Origin of the sequence: Micromonospora haikouensis, assembly GCF_000876225.1 — a bacterium.
GTDB classification, from domain to species: Bacteria; Actinomycetota; Actinomycetes; order Mycobacteriales; family Micromonosporaceae; genus Micromonospora; species Micromonospora haikouensis.
In genome coordinates this window covers 3,747,615-3,761,871 of record NZ_JXSX01000001.1, presented here as the reverse complement: position 1 = coordinate 3,761,871, position 14,257 = coordinate 3,747,615, and the positions used below count along the sequence as shown (strand labels likewise).

Annotated in this window: 10 protein-coding genes; 5 read left to right on the top strand and 5 right to left on the bottom strand. The window is 75.5% G+C overall.

Annotated features, from left to right (window positions below):
• Positions 1-61 precede the first annotated feature (61 nt).
• Positions 62-1,255: a PucR-like N-terminal domain-containing protein gene (locus TK50_RS15375; protein ID WP_052503796.1), complete on the top strand. Its 1,194-nt coding sequence runs from the start codon at positions 62-64 to the stop codon at positions 1,253-1,255.
• Positions 1,256-1,567: 312 nt separating this feature from the next.
• Here TK50_RS15375 and TK50_RS15370 read toward each other — a convergent pair whose 3' ends face one another.
• The 5 genes from TK50_RS15370 to TK50_RS15350 are packed head-to-tail and all read right to left on the bottom strand — an operon-like array spanning position 1,568 to position 9,151.
• Positions 1,568-4,576 (bottom strand): DUF5682 family protein, encoded by a 3,009-nt coding sequence (locus TK50_RS15370; RefSeq protein ID WP_043964642.1) that lies wholly within the window; start codon positions 4,574-4,576, stop codon positions 1,568-1,570.
• Between the two features lie 38 nt (positions 4,577-4,614).
• Positions 4,615-5,727, bottom strand: coding sequence for an ATP-binding protein (locus tag TK50_RS15365; RefSeq protein ID WP_043963352.1), 1,113 nt, complete (start codon positions 5,725-5,727; stop codon positions 4,615-4,617).
• A gap of 12 nt (positions 5,728-5,739) precedes the next feature.
• Positions 5,740-7,239 carry a VWA domain-containing protein gene (locus TK50_RS15360; RefSeq protein ID WP_082106334.1) on the bottom strand — a complete coding sequence of 500 codons (1,500 nt, stop codon included), beginning with the start codon at positions 7,237-7,239 and terminating at the stop codon, positions 5,740-5,742.
• On the bottom strand, positions 7,236-8,645 hold the full coding sequence (locus TK50_RS15355; protein ID WP_043963351.1) for a hypothetical protein: 1,410 nt from the start codon (positions 8,643-8,645) through the stop codon (positions 7,236-7,238). Before TK50_RS15355 ends, TK50_RS15360 begins: the two co-directional genes overlap by 4 nt.
• On the bottom strand, positions 8,645-9,151 hold the full coding sequence (locus TK50_RS15350; RefSeq protein ID WP_043963350.1) for a hypothetical protein: 507 nt from the start codon (positions 9,149-9,151) through the stop codon (positions 8,645-8,647). The genes TK50_RS15355 and TK50_RS15350 overlap by 1 nt, the downstream gene beginning before the upstream one ends.
• Before the next feature lie 308 nt (positions 9,152-9,459).
• Between TK50_RS15350 and pgi the strand changes: the two genes are divergently transcribed.
• From pgi to TK50_RS15330, 4 genes are all read left to right on the top strand, one after another.
• Entirely contained in the window at positions 9,460-11,097 is a 1,638-nt protein-coding gene (gene pgi, locus TK50_RS15345) for a glucose-6-phosphate isomerase (RefSeq protein ID WP_043963349.1), read from the top strand.
• 218 nt (positions 11,098-11,315) lie between these two features.
• The gene (lanKC, locus tag TK50_RS15340) at positions 11,316-13,958 is read left to right on the top strand and encodes a class III lanthionine synthetase LanKC (protein WP_043963348.1); all 2,643 of its coding nucleotides are present in this window, start codon (positions 11,316-11,318) and stop codon (positions 13,956-13,958) included.
• Between the two features lie 6 nt (positions 13,959-13,964).
• Positions 13,965-14,084 carry a SapB/AmfS family lanthipeptide gene (locus tag TK50_RS15335; protein ID WP_043963347.1) on the top strand — a complete coding sequence of 40 codons (120 nt, stop codon included), beginning with the start codon at positions 13,965-13,967 and terminating at the stop codon, positions 14,082-14,084.
• A gap of 39 nt (positions 14,085-14,123) precedes the next feature.
• The gene (locus TK50_RS15330) at positions 14,124-14,243 is read left to right on the top strand and encodes a SapB/AmfS family lanthipeptide (RefSeq protein ID WP_043963346.1); all 120 of its coding nucleotides are present in this window, start codon (positions 14,124-14,126) and stop codon (positions 14,241-14,243) included.
• The last annotated feature ends 14 nt before the right edge of the window (positions 14,244-14,257 follow it).

The following is a 14,257-nucleotide window of genomic DNA, read 5'->3' as shown; positions in this document are numbered from 1 at the left end:
GCGGAAGCAGGTTCCGCGCCCGGAACTGTCATCCGGATGACAAACGCGAGGGGGCGGCGCGGTGGCGGAGAGCCTCGCCGAGTTGGAGCCCCGCCTCGGCGGGCTGCCCCGGCACGTCGGCGAGCGGCTGCGGGCCGTCCGGGCGGCGCTGCACGAGCGGACCCTCGACGCGGTCCGGGCCACCATGCGCGAGCAGGGCCGGTCGCTGACCGGTAAGCAGGGCCGGGGCCTTGCCCTGGGCGTACGGACGGCCGTGGACGCGTTCGTGTCCGCCGTCGCCGAGCCGACCCGCCCGCTCGCCGACACCCGGCAGGTGTTCCACGCGCTGGGCCGCACCGAATACCAGGAGGGGCACCGCGTCGACGCGCTGCGCTCGGTGCTCACCGTGGGGGCCCGGGCCATCTGGGCGTTCCTCGTCGCGCCCGAGCGACCGGACCGGCTGGCCGCCGACGAGCTGTACGTGATCGCCGCCGCCCTGTTCGGCTACACCGACACCCTCGCCGGGGCCGCCGCCGAGGGCTACCTCGACGAGCAGCGCGACGCCGCACACGACTGGATCGTCGTCCGCCGCCGGCTGATCACCCTGCTCGTGCAGCCCGACCCGCCCGCCGACACCGCGCTGCACGCCGCCGCCGAGGCCGCCCGCTGGCCGCTGCCCGCCACCGTCGCCGTGATCAGCATCGACGGCTCCGACGACGAGCACCTCGCCCGCACCGTCGGCGGCGGAGCCGTGGCCACGGTCATCGACGACGCGGTGCGGATCGTGCTGCCCGACCCGGACGCCCCGGGCCGGCTCGCCGCGCTGCGCCGGGCCCTCACCGGCCGGCGGGCGGCCCTCGGCCCGACCGTGCCGGTGCGGCAGGCCCGCGCGTCGTACCGGCTGTCGCGGCGGGCGCTGCGCCTGCACGCCGCCGGGGCGCTGCCCGCCGACGGCGTCGTGGACTGCGACGCGCACCTGCTCACCCTGCTCACCCACTGGGAGCCGGGGCTGACCGACCGGCTCGTCGCCCGCGCCCTGGCCCCGCTGGCGCCCCTCGGTCCGGCCGCCCGCCGGGCCCTGGCCGAGACACTCGCCACCTGGCTGGACACCCAGGGCCAGGTGGTGGAGACCGCCTGGCTGCTGCACACGCACCCGCAGACCGTCCGGTACCGGATGCGCCGACTGCGGGAACGCTACGGCGCGGACCTCGACGACCCGGACGCCCGGCTCGCCCTGCACCTGGCACTGCGCCACCACCTGGGCCGCCGCCCCTGACCGCCCGCCCCGGCCCACCTGTTGCCGGGGCGGCCCGGCTCGCGGGACGGACTAGCGGGGCGTGGCGGCTCGCGGGGCGGGCTCGCGGGGCGTGGCGGCTCGCGGGGCGTGGCGGCTCGCGGGGCGTGGCGGCTCGCGGGGCGTGGCGGCTCGCGGGGCGTGGCGGCTCGCCAGGTCGGCGACATGGGGGTGTCCTGCGACGGGGATGCCCCGATGTCGCCGACATGGAGTCGATCATCCGGCTCGTGGACCGGGCGGCGTGGACCGGGCGGCGTGGACCGGACGGCGGGCGGGCCGCCCGGGCCGGAACGGTCAGGCCGGCGGAGCGAGCAGGGCCGCGAGCGCGTCGGCGGTGGCCGGGTACGCCCTGAGCAGCCCCCCGGCCCCGACGGCGACCGCCGAGCCGGGGCCGCCCGGCCCGGTCCCGCCCGCACCGGTGGTCCCGCCCGGCCCGGTCCCGCCCGAGCCGGTGGTCCCGCCCCGCCCGGGGCCGCCCGAGCCGGTGACGGCCGGGTCGAGGGTCCAGCCGCCCGCGCAGCCGAGCAGGTCCGCCACGGCGTCGCAGGTCGCCGGGTGGCCCGCCAGCAGGTCGACCAGCGGGCCGGGCGCGACAGCCGCCGATCCCGCCGTCACCGGTCCCGGGACAGTCGCACCGGGGGCGACCGACCCGCCCGCCGCCGACCCGCCCGCCGGCCGGGGTGCCCACGGGGGCACCCAGGCGTCCAGGGCGGGCAGGGCCGCCGGGAACGTGCGGCCGGCCTCGCGGACCAGGGTCGGCACCAGCTCGCCGGCCTGGGCGCGCAGCGTGGTGATCAACGTCGGCAGCCACGGCAGCAGCACCGGGTCGGGCAGCCGGGCGAACGCCGTGGACATCACCTCCACCACGAACGGCGCCAGCCCGGGCACGGGCTCCAGGGCCTGCACGAACCCGCTGAGGTACTGCGGGAAGGACGGCACCACCAGCGGGTTGGCCAGCAGCTCGGCGCTGCGGGCGCGCAGCTGTGCCAGGGGCAGCAGGCCGAGGTGGTGCTGGGCGGCCCAGTGCAGCGCCACCCGGGCCGGCGCCTCCGGCCGGGACTGCCGCACCGCCAGTTCGAGCTGCGTACGGTCGCAGCCGAGGGACAGCGCGAGGCTCTCCATGCCGAACAGGAAGCCGAGCATCGCGCCCACCTGCCGCACCCCGGTCTCCGCGTCGACGAACGCGGTGGGCAGCAGCGTGCAGTACTGGGCGTACCCGGTGGTGACGAACGCGGCGCACCAGGGCGGCAGGGTCGGCTCGGTGGCCCGGTAGTGGGCCAGCAGCCGGCGGATGCGGCGCAGCACCTCGGGGGCCTCGTCGACGGTGCGCTCGGCCGCGAGCAGCTCCACCGCCCGGGTGCCCAGCTCGTCGACGAGCCGGCGGCCGTCGAGCAGCAGGAGCGCGTCCTCGACGGCTTCGAGGGCGACGGCGGCGGTGGCCCGGGGCCCCCACGCCCGGCGGCGCAGCCGCTGCTCCAGGACCTGCTCGACGGTGACGCCCTCATAGCCCAGCTCGATCAGCGCGCGCTGGTTGCGGCCGAGGGCGAGGTCCCAGCTCTCCTGCGTCGACCGTTCCCCGAGCCGGCGCTCCCCCATGATCGGGCGGACGGCGTCGCGGGGCAGCAGGTGGCGCAGCCGCCACAGCAGGTCCGAACAGCCGGCCACGGCCGGGTCGGCGGTCAGGTCCAGCAGGGCCCGCTGGATGGTGCGCTTGTCCAGGTCGAGCCCGAGGGGGGCGAGCCGGTCGAGCACGTCGCGGGCCAGCGGGGGCAGGGCGTCGTACCCGACCTGGCCGATCCGGTCGCCGCCGAGCAGGATCTCGCAGAGCCGGCGCACGTCGCGCCGGCCCGGGACCACGTCCTTCTCGATGCAGGTCACGGCCGCGTCGGCGAAGTCGTACGGGGTGGGTCGGGCCCGGTTGCGCAGCCCGGCGAGCAGGATCGACGTCTCGAACACGGCGATCGCGTCGGCGGTGCTGGCCAGGTAGCCGTTGCGTCGGGCCAGCCGGACGATGTCCACGCACCAGCCGCGCAGCTCCGCCTCGTCGAGCTCGTCGAGGACCGGCGGCCGGGCGAGGAACCCCGACAGTCGATCGGTGACGGGCTCGTCGGCGGCCTCGGCCGGGGCAGCCCTGCGGGCCCGGCCCTTCGCCGCCCTGCCGCCGGCCTGCCCGGCCAGCCGGAACGGGGTCACCCCGGAACGGGACACCGCCTTGGCCCAGGTGGCCGCCGCGATCGAGACCGAGCCGGGCGCCAGCCCGAACTGCGCCTCGATGGCGGAGTGGCTGGACGGGATCAGCCCGTACAGCCAGCGGGTGGCGGTGCGCGGGCTGATCTCGTACGGCGCGGCGTCGGGCCCGGTGCCGAACTGTTCGACGGGGCTCGCGGCGTGGAACGCGCCGCAGACGTAGAGACAGTCGGTCGGGTCGACGCCGGAGGCGGCGAGGTGCTGCCGCATCCGGGTCCACATGTAGCGCTCGCGGTCGGCGTCGCGGTCGAGGCGGTCGGCGTCGGCCGGGCGCAGCCGCCGGAACAGGCTGCCGATGAGGACCATCACCTGCCGGTACGTCTCGTGGTCGGCGGCGACGAGGGGCTGCTCGACGTACTGGTCCCACCACTCCGACCAGTGCCGGACCTTGCCGTGGTGCAGCAGGTAGGACTCCAGCTCGGCGAAGCGGGGCCGCAGGTCGCCGATCTCCACGCCGACGGCGTCGCCGTGCAGCGCGGCCTCCTCCTCGGCCGCGGCCGGGGCGTCGGGGGTGCCCGCCGGCCCCTCGGCCGGGTCGCGGGGCGCCCACTGGAAGACGTGGTCGACCGAGCGGTCCACCAGCACCAGCTCCACGCCGGGGGTCTCCAGCGCGTACGCGATGGCCTGGTATTCGGCCGACGCCTCGGTGATCGGGGCGACGACGCTGAGCGGGGCCCACTCGGCGGGGAACCCGTCGAGCTTCGACGCGTACGCCTGCACGGCCACCGGGAGGCGGCAGTTGCGCAGCTCCCCCAGCAGGGGCTGCAGGTCCTCGCACAGCTCCAGGTAGATCACCTTCGGTCGTTTGGCGCGCAGCCGGCGCGCCATCGCCAGGGCGGAGGCCGGCGAGTGGTGGCAGACCGGGAAGATCTCCAGCCGCTCGCCGAGCGCCCGGTCGACGTCGTCGATCATCCCGGTGAGGATCTCGGCGAGCGCGCCGGGGCTGCCGGCGAAGGCCGCGGCGGCGTCGGTGAGCTGTCCGCGCAGCGCGTCGAACGCGCCGGGGCCGCCGGGTGCCCGGGCGGAGGTCGGCGCGACGACGCCGGGCGGGTGCACCCCGGGGGCCGCGCCGGGCGGGGTGGTCGTCGGGCCGGTCACGACAGGGTGGCGATCGCCTGGCGGCCGCCGTCGAGGAAGCCCTCCCACGGGCCGCCGTCGGCCTTGGCCCGGGGCTCCACCACGCCGTGCAGGTATTTGTTGAGGATCGCCAGGTCCTCCGGGCTGCGCCGGGCCAGCGAGCCGACCAGCGAGCCGGCGAGGGTCTCGGCGCGCAGGGTGCGGTCGCCGAAGAACTGGCTGTGCAGGATGGCGTCCTCCAGCACGCCGATCTGCTCGGCGGTGGACAGCGCCGACTCCAGCTTCTCGTCGTCGCTGGTCGCCGACGCGGCGGCGGCCCGCAGGTCGGCGAAGCTCTGCAGCAGGATGTCCAGCAGGGTGGGCGGGACGTCCAGCTCGATGCGGTGCCGGCGCAGCAGTTCCTCGGTGCGGAACCGGACGATCTCCGCCTCGCTGCGCTTGTTGGTCACCACGGGGATGCGGACGAAGTTGAACCGCCGCTTCAGCGCCGAGGAGAGGTCGTTGACGCCCCGGTCGCGGCTGTTGGCGGTGGCGATGATCGAGAAGCCGGGCCTGGCGAAGACGATGTTGTCGGCGTCCAGCTCGGGGATGGCGACGTACTTCTCGGACAGGATGGAGATCAGGGCGTCCTGCACGTCGCTGGTGGAACGGGTCAGCTCCTCGAAGCGGCCGATGACGCCCTGCTCCATCGCGGTCATGATGGGCGACGGGATCATCGACTCGCGGGACTGCCCCCTGGCGATGACCATGGAGACGTTCCACGAGTATTTGATGTGGTCCTCGGTGGTGCCGGCGGTGCCCTGCACCACGAGGGTGGAGTTGCCGCAGATCGCGGCGGCGAGCAGCTCGGCGAGCCAGCTCTTGCCGGTGCCCGGGTCGCCGATGAGCAGCAGGCCCCGGTCGGAGGCGAGGGTGACGATGGCGCGTTCGACGAAGCTGCGGTCGCCGAACCACTTCTGGGCGACCTCCCGGTCGAGGCCGTCGGCCCGCTCGGAGCCGAGGACGAACAGCCGCACCATCCGGGGGCTCAGCCGCCACGAGAACGGCTTCGGGTCGGTGTCGACCGACTCCAGCCAGGCCAGCTCCTCGGCGAACGTGACCTCGGCGGGGGCGCGCAACATCTCGGACATGTCAGGGGTCTCCTAGGTGAGGAAGTTCTTCAGCTCGAAGACGAGCTTGCGGATGTGGCCGGAGATGACCGGGGTGCCCAGGTCCTTGAAGCGCTGCCGGAACCAGGGGTTGACGATCTGGGTGCCGGAGCTGTTGACCGAGCCGACCGGGATGAACTTCACCCCGGAGCGGTGCACCGCCTCGATGCCGTCGAACAGCGGCTGGGAGCGGTCGAACTCGTAGAAGTCGGAGATCCAGACGAGCACGGTGTTGCGCGGCTCGGTGATCTTCGGCCGGGCCATGGCCATCGCCACCGGGCCGTCGTTGCCGCCGCCGAGCTTGGTGCGCAGCAGCACCTCGAACGGGTCGTGCACCCACGGGGTCAGGTCCAGCGCCCGGGTGTCGTACGCGATGAGGTGCACGTCGACCTTGGGCAGGCCGGCGAAGATGGACGCCAGGATCGTGCAGTTGACCATCGAGTCGACCATCGAGCCGGACTGGTCGACGACCACGATCAGCCGGGCCGGGGTGGTGCGCCGGGCGGTCTGCCGGTAGAAGAGCCGGTCGACGTAGAGGCGCTGGTCCTCCGGGCTCCAGTTGGTGAGGTTCTTCCAGATCGTGCGGTCCAGGTCGAGGTTGCGGAACACCCGCTTCGGCGGCACCGACCGGTCGATCGTGCCGACGCTGGTCTGTTCGACCTGGGTGCGCAGCACCTCGGCGACCTCGTCGACGTACCGGCGGATCAGCGCCTTGGCGTTGGCCAGCGCCACCCCGGACAGGTTCGACTTGTCGCGCAGCAGCTGCTCGATCAGCGACATGCTCGGGGTGAGCTTCGCGGCCAGCTTCGGGTCGGCGAGGACCTCGCGCAGGTGCATCCGGCGCACGAGGTCGCCCTCCAGGCCGGCCAGCACCCCGCCGAGGCCGCCGCCGTCGCGCCCGTTGCCGGCCTGCCGGCGCAGTTCGCCGGGCTCGCAGCCGAGCGCCCGCTCGAACCAGCCGGCGTCGGACTGCCACCGGGCGAGCTGGGTGGCGCTGACGCTGCCGCCGCCGGTGGCGAACACGTTGAGCAGCAGCTTCGACACCAGCGCGGCCCGGCGCACCTCCGCGTCGCCGGCCGGCGGGGCGGGCCCGTCGCCCGGTGGCACCGCCTCATCCGCGGGCGGGGCGGCCCCCTCACCCGCCGCAGGCTCGGGACCAGGCGAGGGCTCGGGCGGGGTGAGCAGGCCGGTCAGCTCGCCGGCCAGGTCGGGGAAGCGCTGCACGACGGTGTCGACGGAGACCGACGGGTCCAGCAGCGCGGCCGGCAGGCCGAGGTCGTCGACGACGGCGACGCTCGCCGCCTCCAGCGCCGGCTGCTCCTCGGGGTCGAAGAGCCGGGCCAGCAGCCGCCAGTAGAGCACCTGCCGGCGGTTGGCGTCGGGGTTCACGGGCGGGCGCGCGGCGTCGCCCGGCCCGGAAGCGGGCAGGCCCGCCGCGGCGTCGCCGGGCCCGGGAGCGGGCGTGCCCTGCGGGGTGTCGGGGGTCGTGGTCATCGGCGCAGCAGCCGTCCCGCGCGTTCCCGCAGCACGGCGACGGAGTCGCCGGCCTTCGCCTCGGCCTTGGCGACCTTCGCGTCGGTGGGGCCCTGCGCCCAGTCGCCGGTGTGCGCGGCGACGGCGGCCCGCTTGACGGTGCTCTGCACGGCCAGCGGCTGCACCGTCCACCGGCCGGCGTCCCAGCGCAGCAGGCCCAGGCAGGCCGTCGAGGCGGCGACCAGGGCGGGGGTGAGCGGGCCGCAGGTCGGCAGCCGGTCGACGTCGACCGCGACGCTCGCCCCGTCGATGGTGAACCGGACGTCGTCGCCGGCGGTGTCGACCGCGTAGCCCTCCAGCAGCACCGGCTCGGCGACCGCAACGGGGTGCCGGTCCAGCGGCGGCGTCGGCGCGGCCAGCGCGGCGGGCAGCAGCACCCGGGCGGTGGCGAACGGGTCGGCGGGCTCGCCGGCGCGGGCCTGCCCGTCGCGCCACCACAGGTCGCCGCCGGCCAGCGGCAGGTCAGTCACCTCCAGGGCCCGGCGCTCGGCCAGCGCGGCCAGCAGGACGGGGTGGTCGGCGAGCAGCCGCCACAGCGCCGGGCCGACGATCGTGTCGGCCTTCGTCGCGGCGACGGCGGTGCGGACCAGCCGCGCCGGGGCGCCGCCGGACGGTTCGAGGACGCCGTGCACCTGCACCTGGACGGCGGTGGCGTGCTCGTGCACGTCGACGCCGAGCACCAGCAGCCGGCCGGAGACCCGCTCGGCGGCGGCCGGGTCGGCCACGCCGGCGGTGTCCTGGGCGAGCAGCACGGCGCGGGCCCACAGGTCGGCCCAGCGCCGGGCCGGCACCGCCGGCATGGTGGCCACCGGGCAGGACGCGGCCAGCTCGCCGGCCAGGCCGTCGAGGAGCACGGCGAGGCGGCGCAGCGGTGCGACGGCGAGGGTCGCCTCGACCGGCCGGCCCCCGGCCGCGGCCAGGTCGTGGCCGACCCCGCGCCAGCCGGTGATGGCCAGCTCGGTCAGCCAGGAGCGGGCGGCGGCCAGCGGGGCGGCGGCCCCGTCCGGCAGCGGCGCGGCCGCCGGGGCGGGCAGCGCGGCGCGCTCCCGGCCGAGCGCGGCGTCGGCGGCGGCGAGCAGGGCGTCGTGGGCCGCGCCGAGCAGGGCGGCGCGGGCCCCGGCCAGGGCGGCGAGGTGCTCGGCGGCGGGCGCCCCGGCGGTGACCTGCGCGACCGCCTCGGCGACCCGGCCGCCCAGCGGGGTGACCGCCAGGGCGGTGGCGACGTCGCCGAGCCCGGCGAGCTGCGCCTCGCCGGGGCGGGCCAGGCCGGCGACCAGGGCGTCGTCGAGGCCGGCGACCACGTCGAGGGCCGCGTCGACGCCGGCCGGCGCGGCGTCGACCAGCGCGGTGAGCTGGGCCCCGCGCATCAGCGGCCCGCCCCGGTCGCCGGGAACCAGTGCAGCTCGGGCAGCGGCCCGTCGGCCACCGGCAGCTCCAGGTAGGCCAGGTGGCGCAGGAACCGGCTGAACACGACCGCCGCCGGGGTGGGCTCGTGGTGGCCGTCGATCCCCCGGAGCAGGTCGCCGCCGGTCTGTGCCCCGTCGGGCGCGTCGATGCGCAGGTAGCGGCTGACGCGGGCGACGCCGTACTGCAGGACGGCCTCGTCGAGCAGGGCGTGCAGGTGCTTGCAGGGCGCGCCGCGCAGGCCGCCGCAGGGCCGGTTGTTGTTGGTGGAGCAGTGGAAGGCGTGGCTGCCGGCGGCGATCGAGGAGACGTAGACCCGCTCGATGTCGGAGCCGCTGGACACCACCCCCTGCAACCGGCCGTCCGCCAGCTCGACGAAGGGGACCTTCGCCAGCTTGCGGGGACGCACCGCGGGCAGCACCGGCGCGAGGCTGCGCCGCTCCCACGGTGCGTGCTGCGTCTGGGGCACTGCGACCTCCGTAACCGGTGCGCCCGCGGGCGCGCCGACTGGGGCGCCGGCCGTGGGCCGGCGCACGACGACAGGGGGATGGCGGAGCACGGTGGCCCACCGGAACCGGGCCCCGCAGCGCCCGTCCTGGGAAAGATCATGCCCCCGGGGTACGACAGGTTCGCCGCCGGGCCGGACGGGCGGCGGCGATGCGCGCGCCGGGGGTGCGACACGTCCCGGCTGGTGGCAGGCTGGCCCGGGCGGCCGGGCGCACGCAGTACGGTTACGGCCGCGCAACGGTTGTGAGCAGGTGCGGGAGGAGAGCCGGAATGGCCGAGGAGATCACCACCACCGACGAGTGGCGGGCGCTGGCGGCGCACGCGGAGAAGCTGCGGGACGCGCACCTGCGCGACCTGTTCGCCGCCGACCCGGACCGCGGTGAGCGGTTGGCCGGCGAGCTGGCGGACCTGCACGTCGACTACAGCAAGAACCTGGTGACCGACGAGACGTTGACCCTGCTCGCCGCCCTGGCGCGGCGGGCCCGGCTGACCGACCGGATCGCGGCCATGTTCGCCGGGGAGCACATCAACACCACGGAGGACCGGGCGGTGCTGCACACCGCGCTGCGCGCCCCGGCGGGCGCGGCGCTGACCGTGGACGGCCGCGACGTGGTGGCCGACGTGCACGCGGTGCTGGACCGGATGGCGGCGTTCGCCGACCGGGTCCGCTCCGGCGAGTGGGTCGGGCACACCGGTGAGCGGATCCGCACGGTGGTCAACATCGGCATCGGCGGTTCCGACCTCGGGCCGGTGATGGCGTACGAGGCGCTGAAGGCGTACCGGGACGCGGGGATCACCTGCCGGTTCGTCTCCAACATCGACCCGACCGACATCGCCGAGGCGACGGCCGACCTGGACCCGGCGAGCACCCTGTTCGTGGTGGTGTCGAAGACGTTCTCCACCCAGGAGACCCTGGCCAACGCGCGGCAGGCCCGCGACTGGCTGCTCGCCGGCCTGGGCGGCGACGCCTCGGCGGTGGCCCGGCACTTCGTCGCGGTCAGCACCAACGAGCAGCGGGTACGCGACTTCGGCATCGACCCGGCGAACATGTTCGGCTTCTGGGACTGGGTGGGCGGGCGCTACTCGCTGCCCTCGGCCGTCGGGCTGTCCGTGATGCTGGCGGTGGGGCCGGCGCGGTTCCGGGAGCTGCTGGCCGGCTACCACGCCGTCGACGAGCACTTCCGCACCACGCCGGTGGAGCGCAACGTGCCGGCGCTGCTCGGGCTGCTCAACGTGTGGTACACCAACTTCCTGGGCGCGCAGACCCACGCCGTGCTGCCGTACTCGCAGTACCTGCACCGGTTCCCGGCGTACCTGCAGCAGCTGACGATGGAGAGCAACGGCAAGTCGGTGACGCTGGACGGCACGCGCGTGTCGTACGACACCGGGGAGATCTTCTGGGGCGAGCCCGGCACCAACGGTCAGCACGCCTTCTACCAGCTCATCCACCAGGGGACCCGGCTGGTGCCGGCGGACTTCATCGGGTTCAGCCGGCCCCGGCACGACCTGGGCGACATGCACGACCTGTTCATGTCGAACTTCTTCGCGCAGACCGCCGCGCTGGCGTTCGGGCGCACCCGGGAGCAGGTGGAGGCCGAGGGCACCCCGGCGGAGCTGGCGGAGCACAAGGTGATGCCGGGCAACCACCCGACCACCTCGATCGTCGCCGCCGAGCTGACCCCGGCGGTGCTCGGCCAGCTCATCGCGCTCTACGAGCACATCGTGTTCACCGAGGGCGCGATCTGGGACATCAACCCGTTCGACCAGTGGGGGGTGGAGCTGGGCAAGGTGATGGCCAACCAGCTCGCGCCGCTGCTCACCGGCGGCGACGCCGACCTGTCCGGGCTGGACTCGTCGACCCGCGCCCTGATCGCCCGCTACCGGGCGCAGCGGCACGCCACCGACTGACCGGCCCGCGGTTTCCCGGAACCGGCCGACGCCCCCGCGGCGTCGGCCGGTTCTTTCTTTCGAGGCGGCACGGGTCGCCGGTGACTTTTGTCATCGCGGACCGTGCGGCCCGCATCCATGGTCATGACTTACTGCACTGGGAGCGGGCGGGTCCGGTCCACGAGACTCATATCCGTCGCCGGGCAACGGAACCGGCCGAGATCGCGGAGGGGGCCACGGTGGACGAGCGCTACGACAACTACTGCGCCGCGGACCGGCTCTTCTACGACTCGCTGGGCAGCGCGGTCGCGCAGCCGGCGTTCGCCGCCACCGAGCGGGACGTGCCGGCCGGCTGGCGTCGCGAGTCGCTCGACGACTGGCTGATCCACGCCCCGGAGGGCGGCTCGCTGCCCCAGCAGGGCTGGAAGATCCACGTGTCGGCGACCCTCGACAACGCCGAGCGGGTGCTCGACGCGGTGTGGGACTACTGCGTGCCGCGCGGGCTGTCGTTCAAGTTCCTGCGCGGGCCGCGCACCCTGCTGCTGCGCAATTCGAAGTACGCCTCGCGGTCGGCCAGCGGCAAGTTCGTCACCATCTACCCGCACGACACCGCCGAGCTGGAACTGGCCTGCAAGGAGCTCGACGCGCTGCTCGCCGGTGAGGCCGGGCCGTACATCCTCAGCGACCTGCGCTACGGCGCCGGGCCGGTGCACGTGCGCTACGGCGGATTCGCCCGCCGCTACTGCCTCTCCCCCGACGGCCAGGTCGTCCCCGCGATCGCCGACGCCTCCGGCACGCTCGTGCCCGACCGCCGCGACCCGGTGTTCCACCTGCCCGACTGGGTGCCGCTGCCGGACTTCCTGGCCCCGCACCTGGCCGCCCGCAACGCCACCAGCACCACCGAGGTGCCGTACAAGATCGAGAAGGTCATCCACTTCTCCAACGGCGGCGGCCTGTACGTGGGCCGGGACCTGCGCACCGACGCCAAGGTGGTGCTCAAGGAGGCCCGCCCGCACGCCGGCCTCGACGCCGACGGCAACGACGCGGTGGCCCGGCTCGCCCGGGAGGCCGCCGCGCTGCGCCGGCTCGCCGACCTGCCCCAGGTGCCCGCCGTGCACGACGAGTTCGCCATCGGCGACCACCGGTTCCTGGCCCTGGAGTTCGTCGAGGGCCGGTCGCTGAACAAGGTGGTCGTCGAGAAGTACCCGCTGATCGACGCCGACGCCACCGCCACCGACCGGGCCGAGTACGCCCGCTGGGCGCGCGACGTCCTGACGCAGGTCGAGGCGATCGTCGCCGCGATCCACGAGCGCGGCCTCGTCTACGGCGACCTGCACCTGTTCAACATCATGGTCCGCCCCGACGACCGGGTGGCTTTGGTCGACTTCGAGGTCACCGCCCCGATCGAGGGGCACCGCCGCCCCGGCCTGCGCAACCAGGGGTTCGCCGCGCCGAACGACCGGACCGGCCCCGCCGTCGACCGGTACGCGCTGGCCTGCCTGCGCCTGGCGCTGTTCCTCCCGCTGACCCAGCTCGTCCGGCTCGCCCCGGGCAAGGCCGCCCGCCTCGCCGACGTCGTCGCCGAGAACTTCCCGGTGCCCCGCGAGTGGCTGGCCGAGGCGGTCGCCGAGATCACCGGCACCGCCCGACGGGAGGACACCGGCGGCGACGGGGACACCGCCACCGGCCGCGACCAGACGGAGGGCGGCGACACCATCGACGTGACCGGCGACTGGCCCGGCACGCGCCGGCGGATCACCACCGCGATCCTCGCCAGCGCCACGCCACAGCGCGACGACCGGCTCTTCCCCGGCGACATCGAGCAGTTCCGCAGCGGCGGGCTCAACCTGGCCCACGGCGCGGCCGGGGTGCTGCACGCCCTCGCCGTCAGCGGCGCGGGCCGGTTCCCCGAGCACGAACAGTGGCTCGTGCGGCGGGCCACCGCCCCGGCGTCGGGCACCCGGATCGGCTTCTACGACGGCCTGCACGGGGTGGCCTACGCGCTGGAACACCTGGGCCGGCGTGCCGACGCCCTCGACGTCCTCGACGTCTGCCTGCGCCAGCCGTGGGCCGAGCTGGACCTGAGCCTGGCCAACGGGCTGTCCGGCATCGCCCTGAACCTCGCCGAGCTGGCCGGACGCACCGGGGAGACCGCGCTGCGCGACGCCGCCGACGAGATCACCGCCGCCGTGCTCGACCGGCTCGGCGACGACCCCGGCCCGGACATCAGCGGCGGCCGGCACCCGTACGCGGGGCTGCTGCGCGGGCGCACCGGGGCGGCGCTGCTGCTGGTGCGGATGCACGAGCTGACCGGCGACCCGGCGCTGCTGGAGCACGCCGCCACCGCGCTGCGGCAGGACCTGCGCCGGTGCGTGCTCCGCCCGAACGGGGCGCTGGAGGTCAACGAGGGCTGGCGCACCATGCCGTACCTCGGGCAGGGCGGCGTCGGCATCGGCCTGGTGCTCGACCAGTACCTGCGCCACCGCGCCGACGAGCGCTTCGCCGAGGCCAGCGCCGGGGCACGCCGGGCCGCCCGGTCCCCGTTCTACGCCCAGTCCGGCCTCTTCGCCGGGCGGGCCGGGATCATCGCGTACCTGGCGACGCTGCCCGACGCGGACAGCCGCCGGGAGCTGGACGCGCAGCTGCGCCGGCTCGGCTGGCACGCCCTGCCGTACGGCGGCGGGACCGCCTTCCCCGGCGAGCAGCTGCTGCGCCTCTCCATGGACCTGGGCACCGGCGCCGCCGGGGTGCTGCTCGCGCTGGCCTGCGCGCGGCACGACGAGCCGGCGACCCTGCCCTTCCTCGCGCCGCTGGCCGGCGCGCCCGAACTCCCCCGCAGCGGCGGGGGCGACCACGACCCGCCAACCGACGGGAGGAGGTGATTCGACATGGCACTCCTGGACCTCCAGGGCCTCGAGATGGCCCCGGCCGACCGCACCAGCGGCGACTCCAGGGCGAGCCTGCTGCTCTGCGGCGACAGCGGCCTCTCCGTCACCACCTGCAACTGACCCCATCCACCGCACCACCCCCCGAAAGGACTGATCGACATGGCGCTCCTCGACCTGCAGGGCCTCGAGATGGCCCCGGCCGACCGCACCGGCGGCGGCTCCAGCGCGAGCCTGCTGCTCTGCGGCGACAGCGGCCTCTCCGTCACCACCTGCAACTGACCCAGACCGTTCCG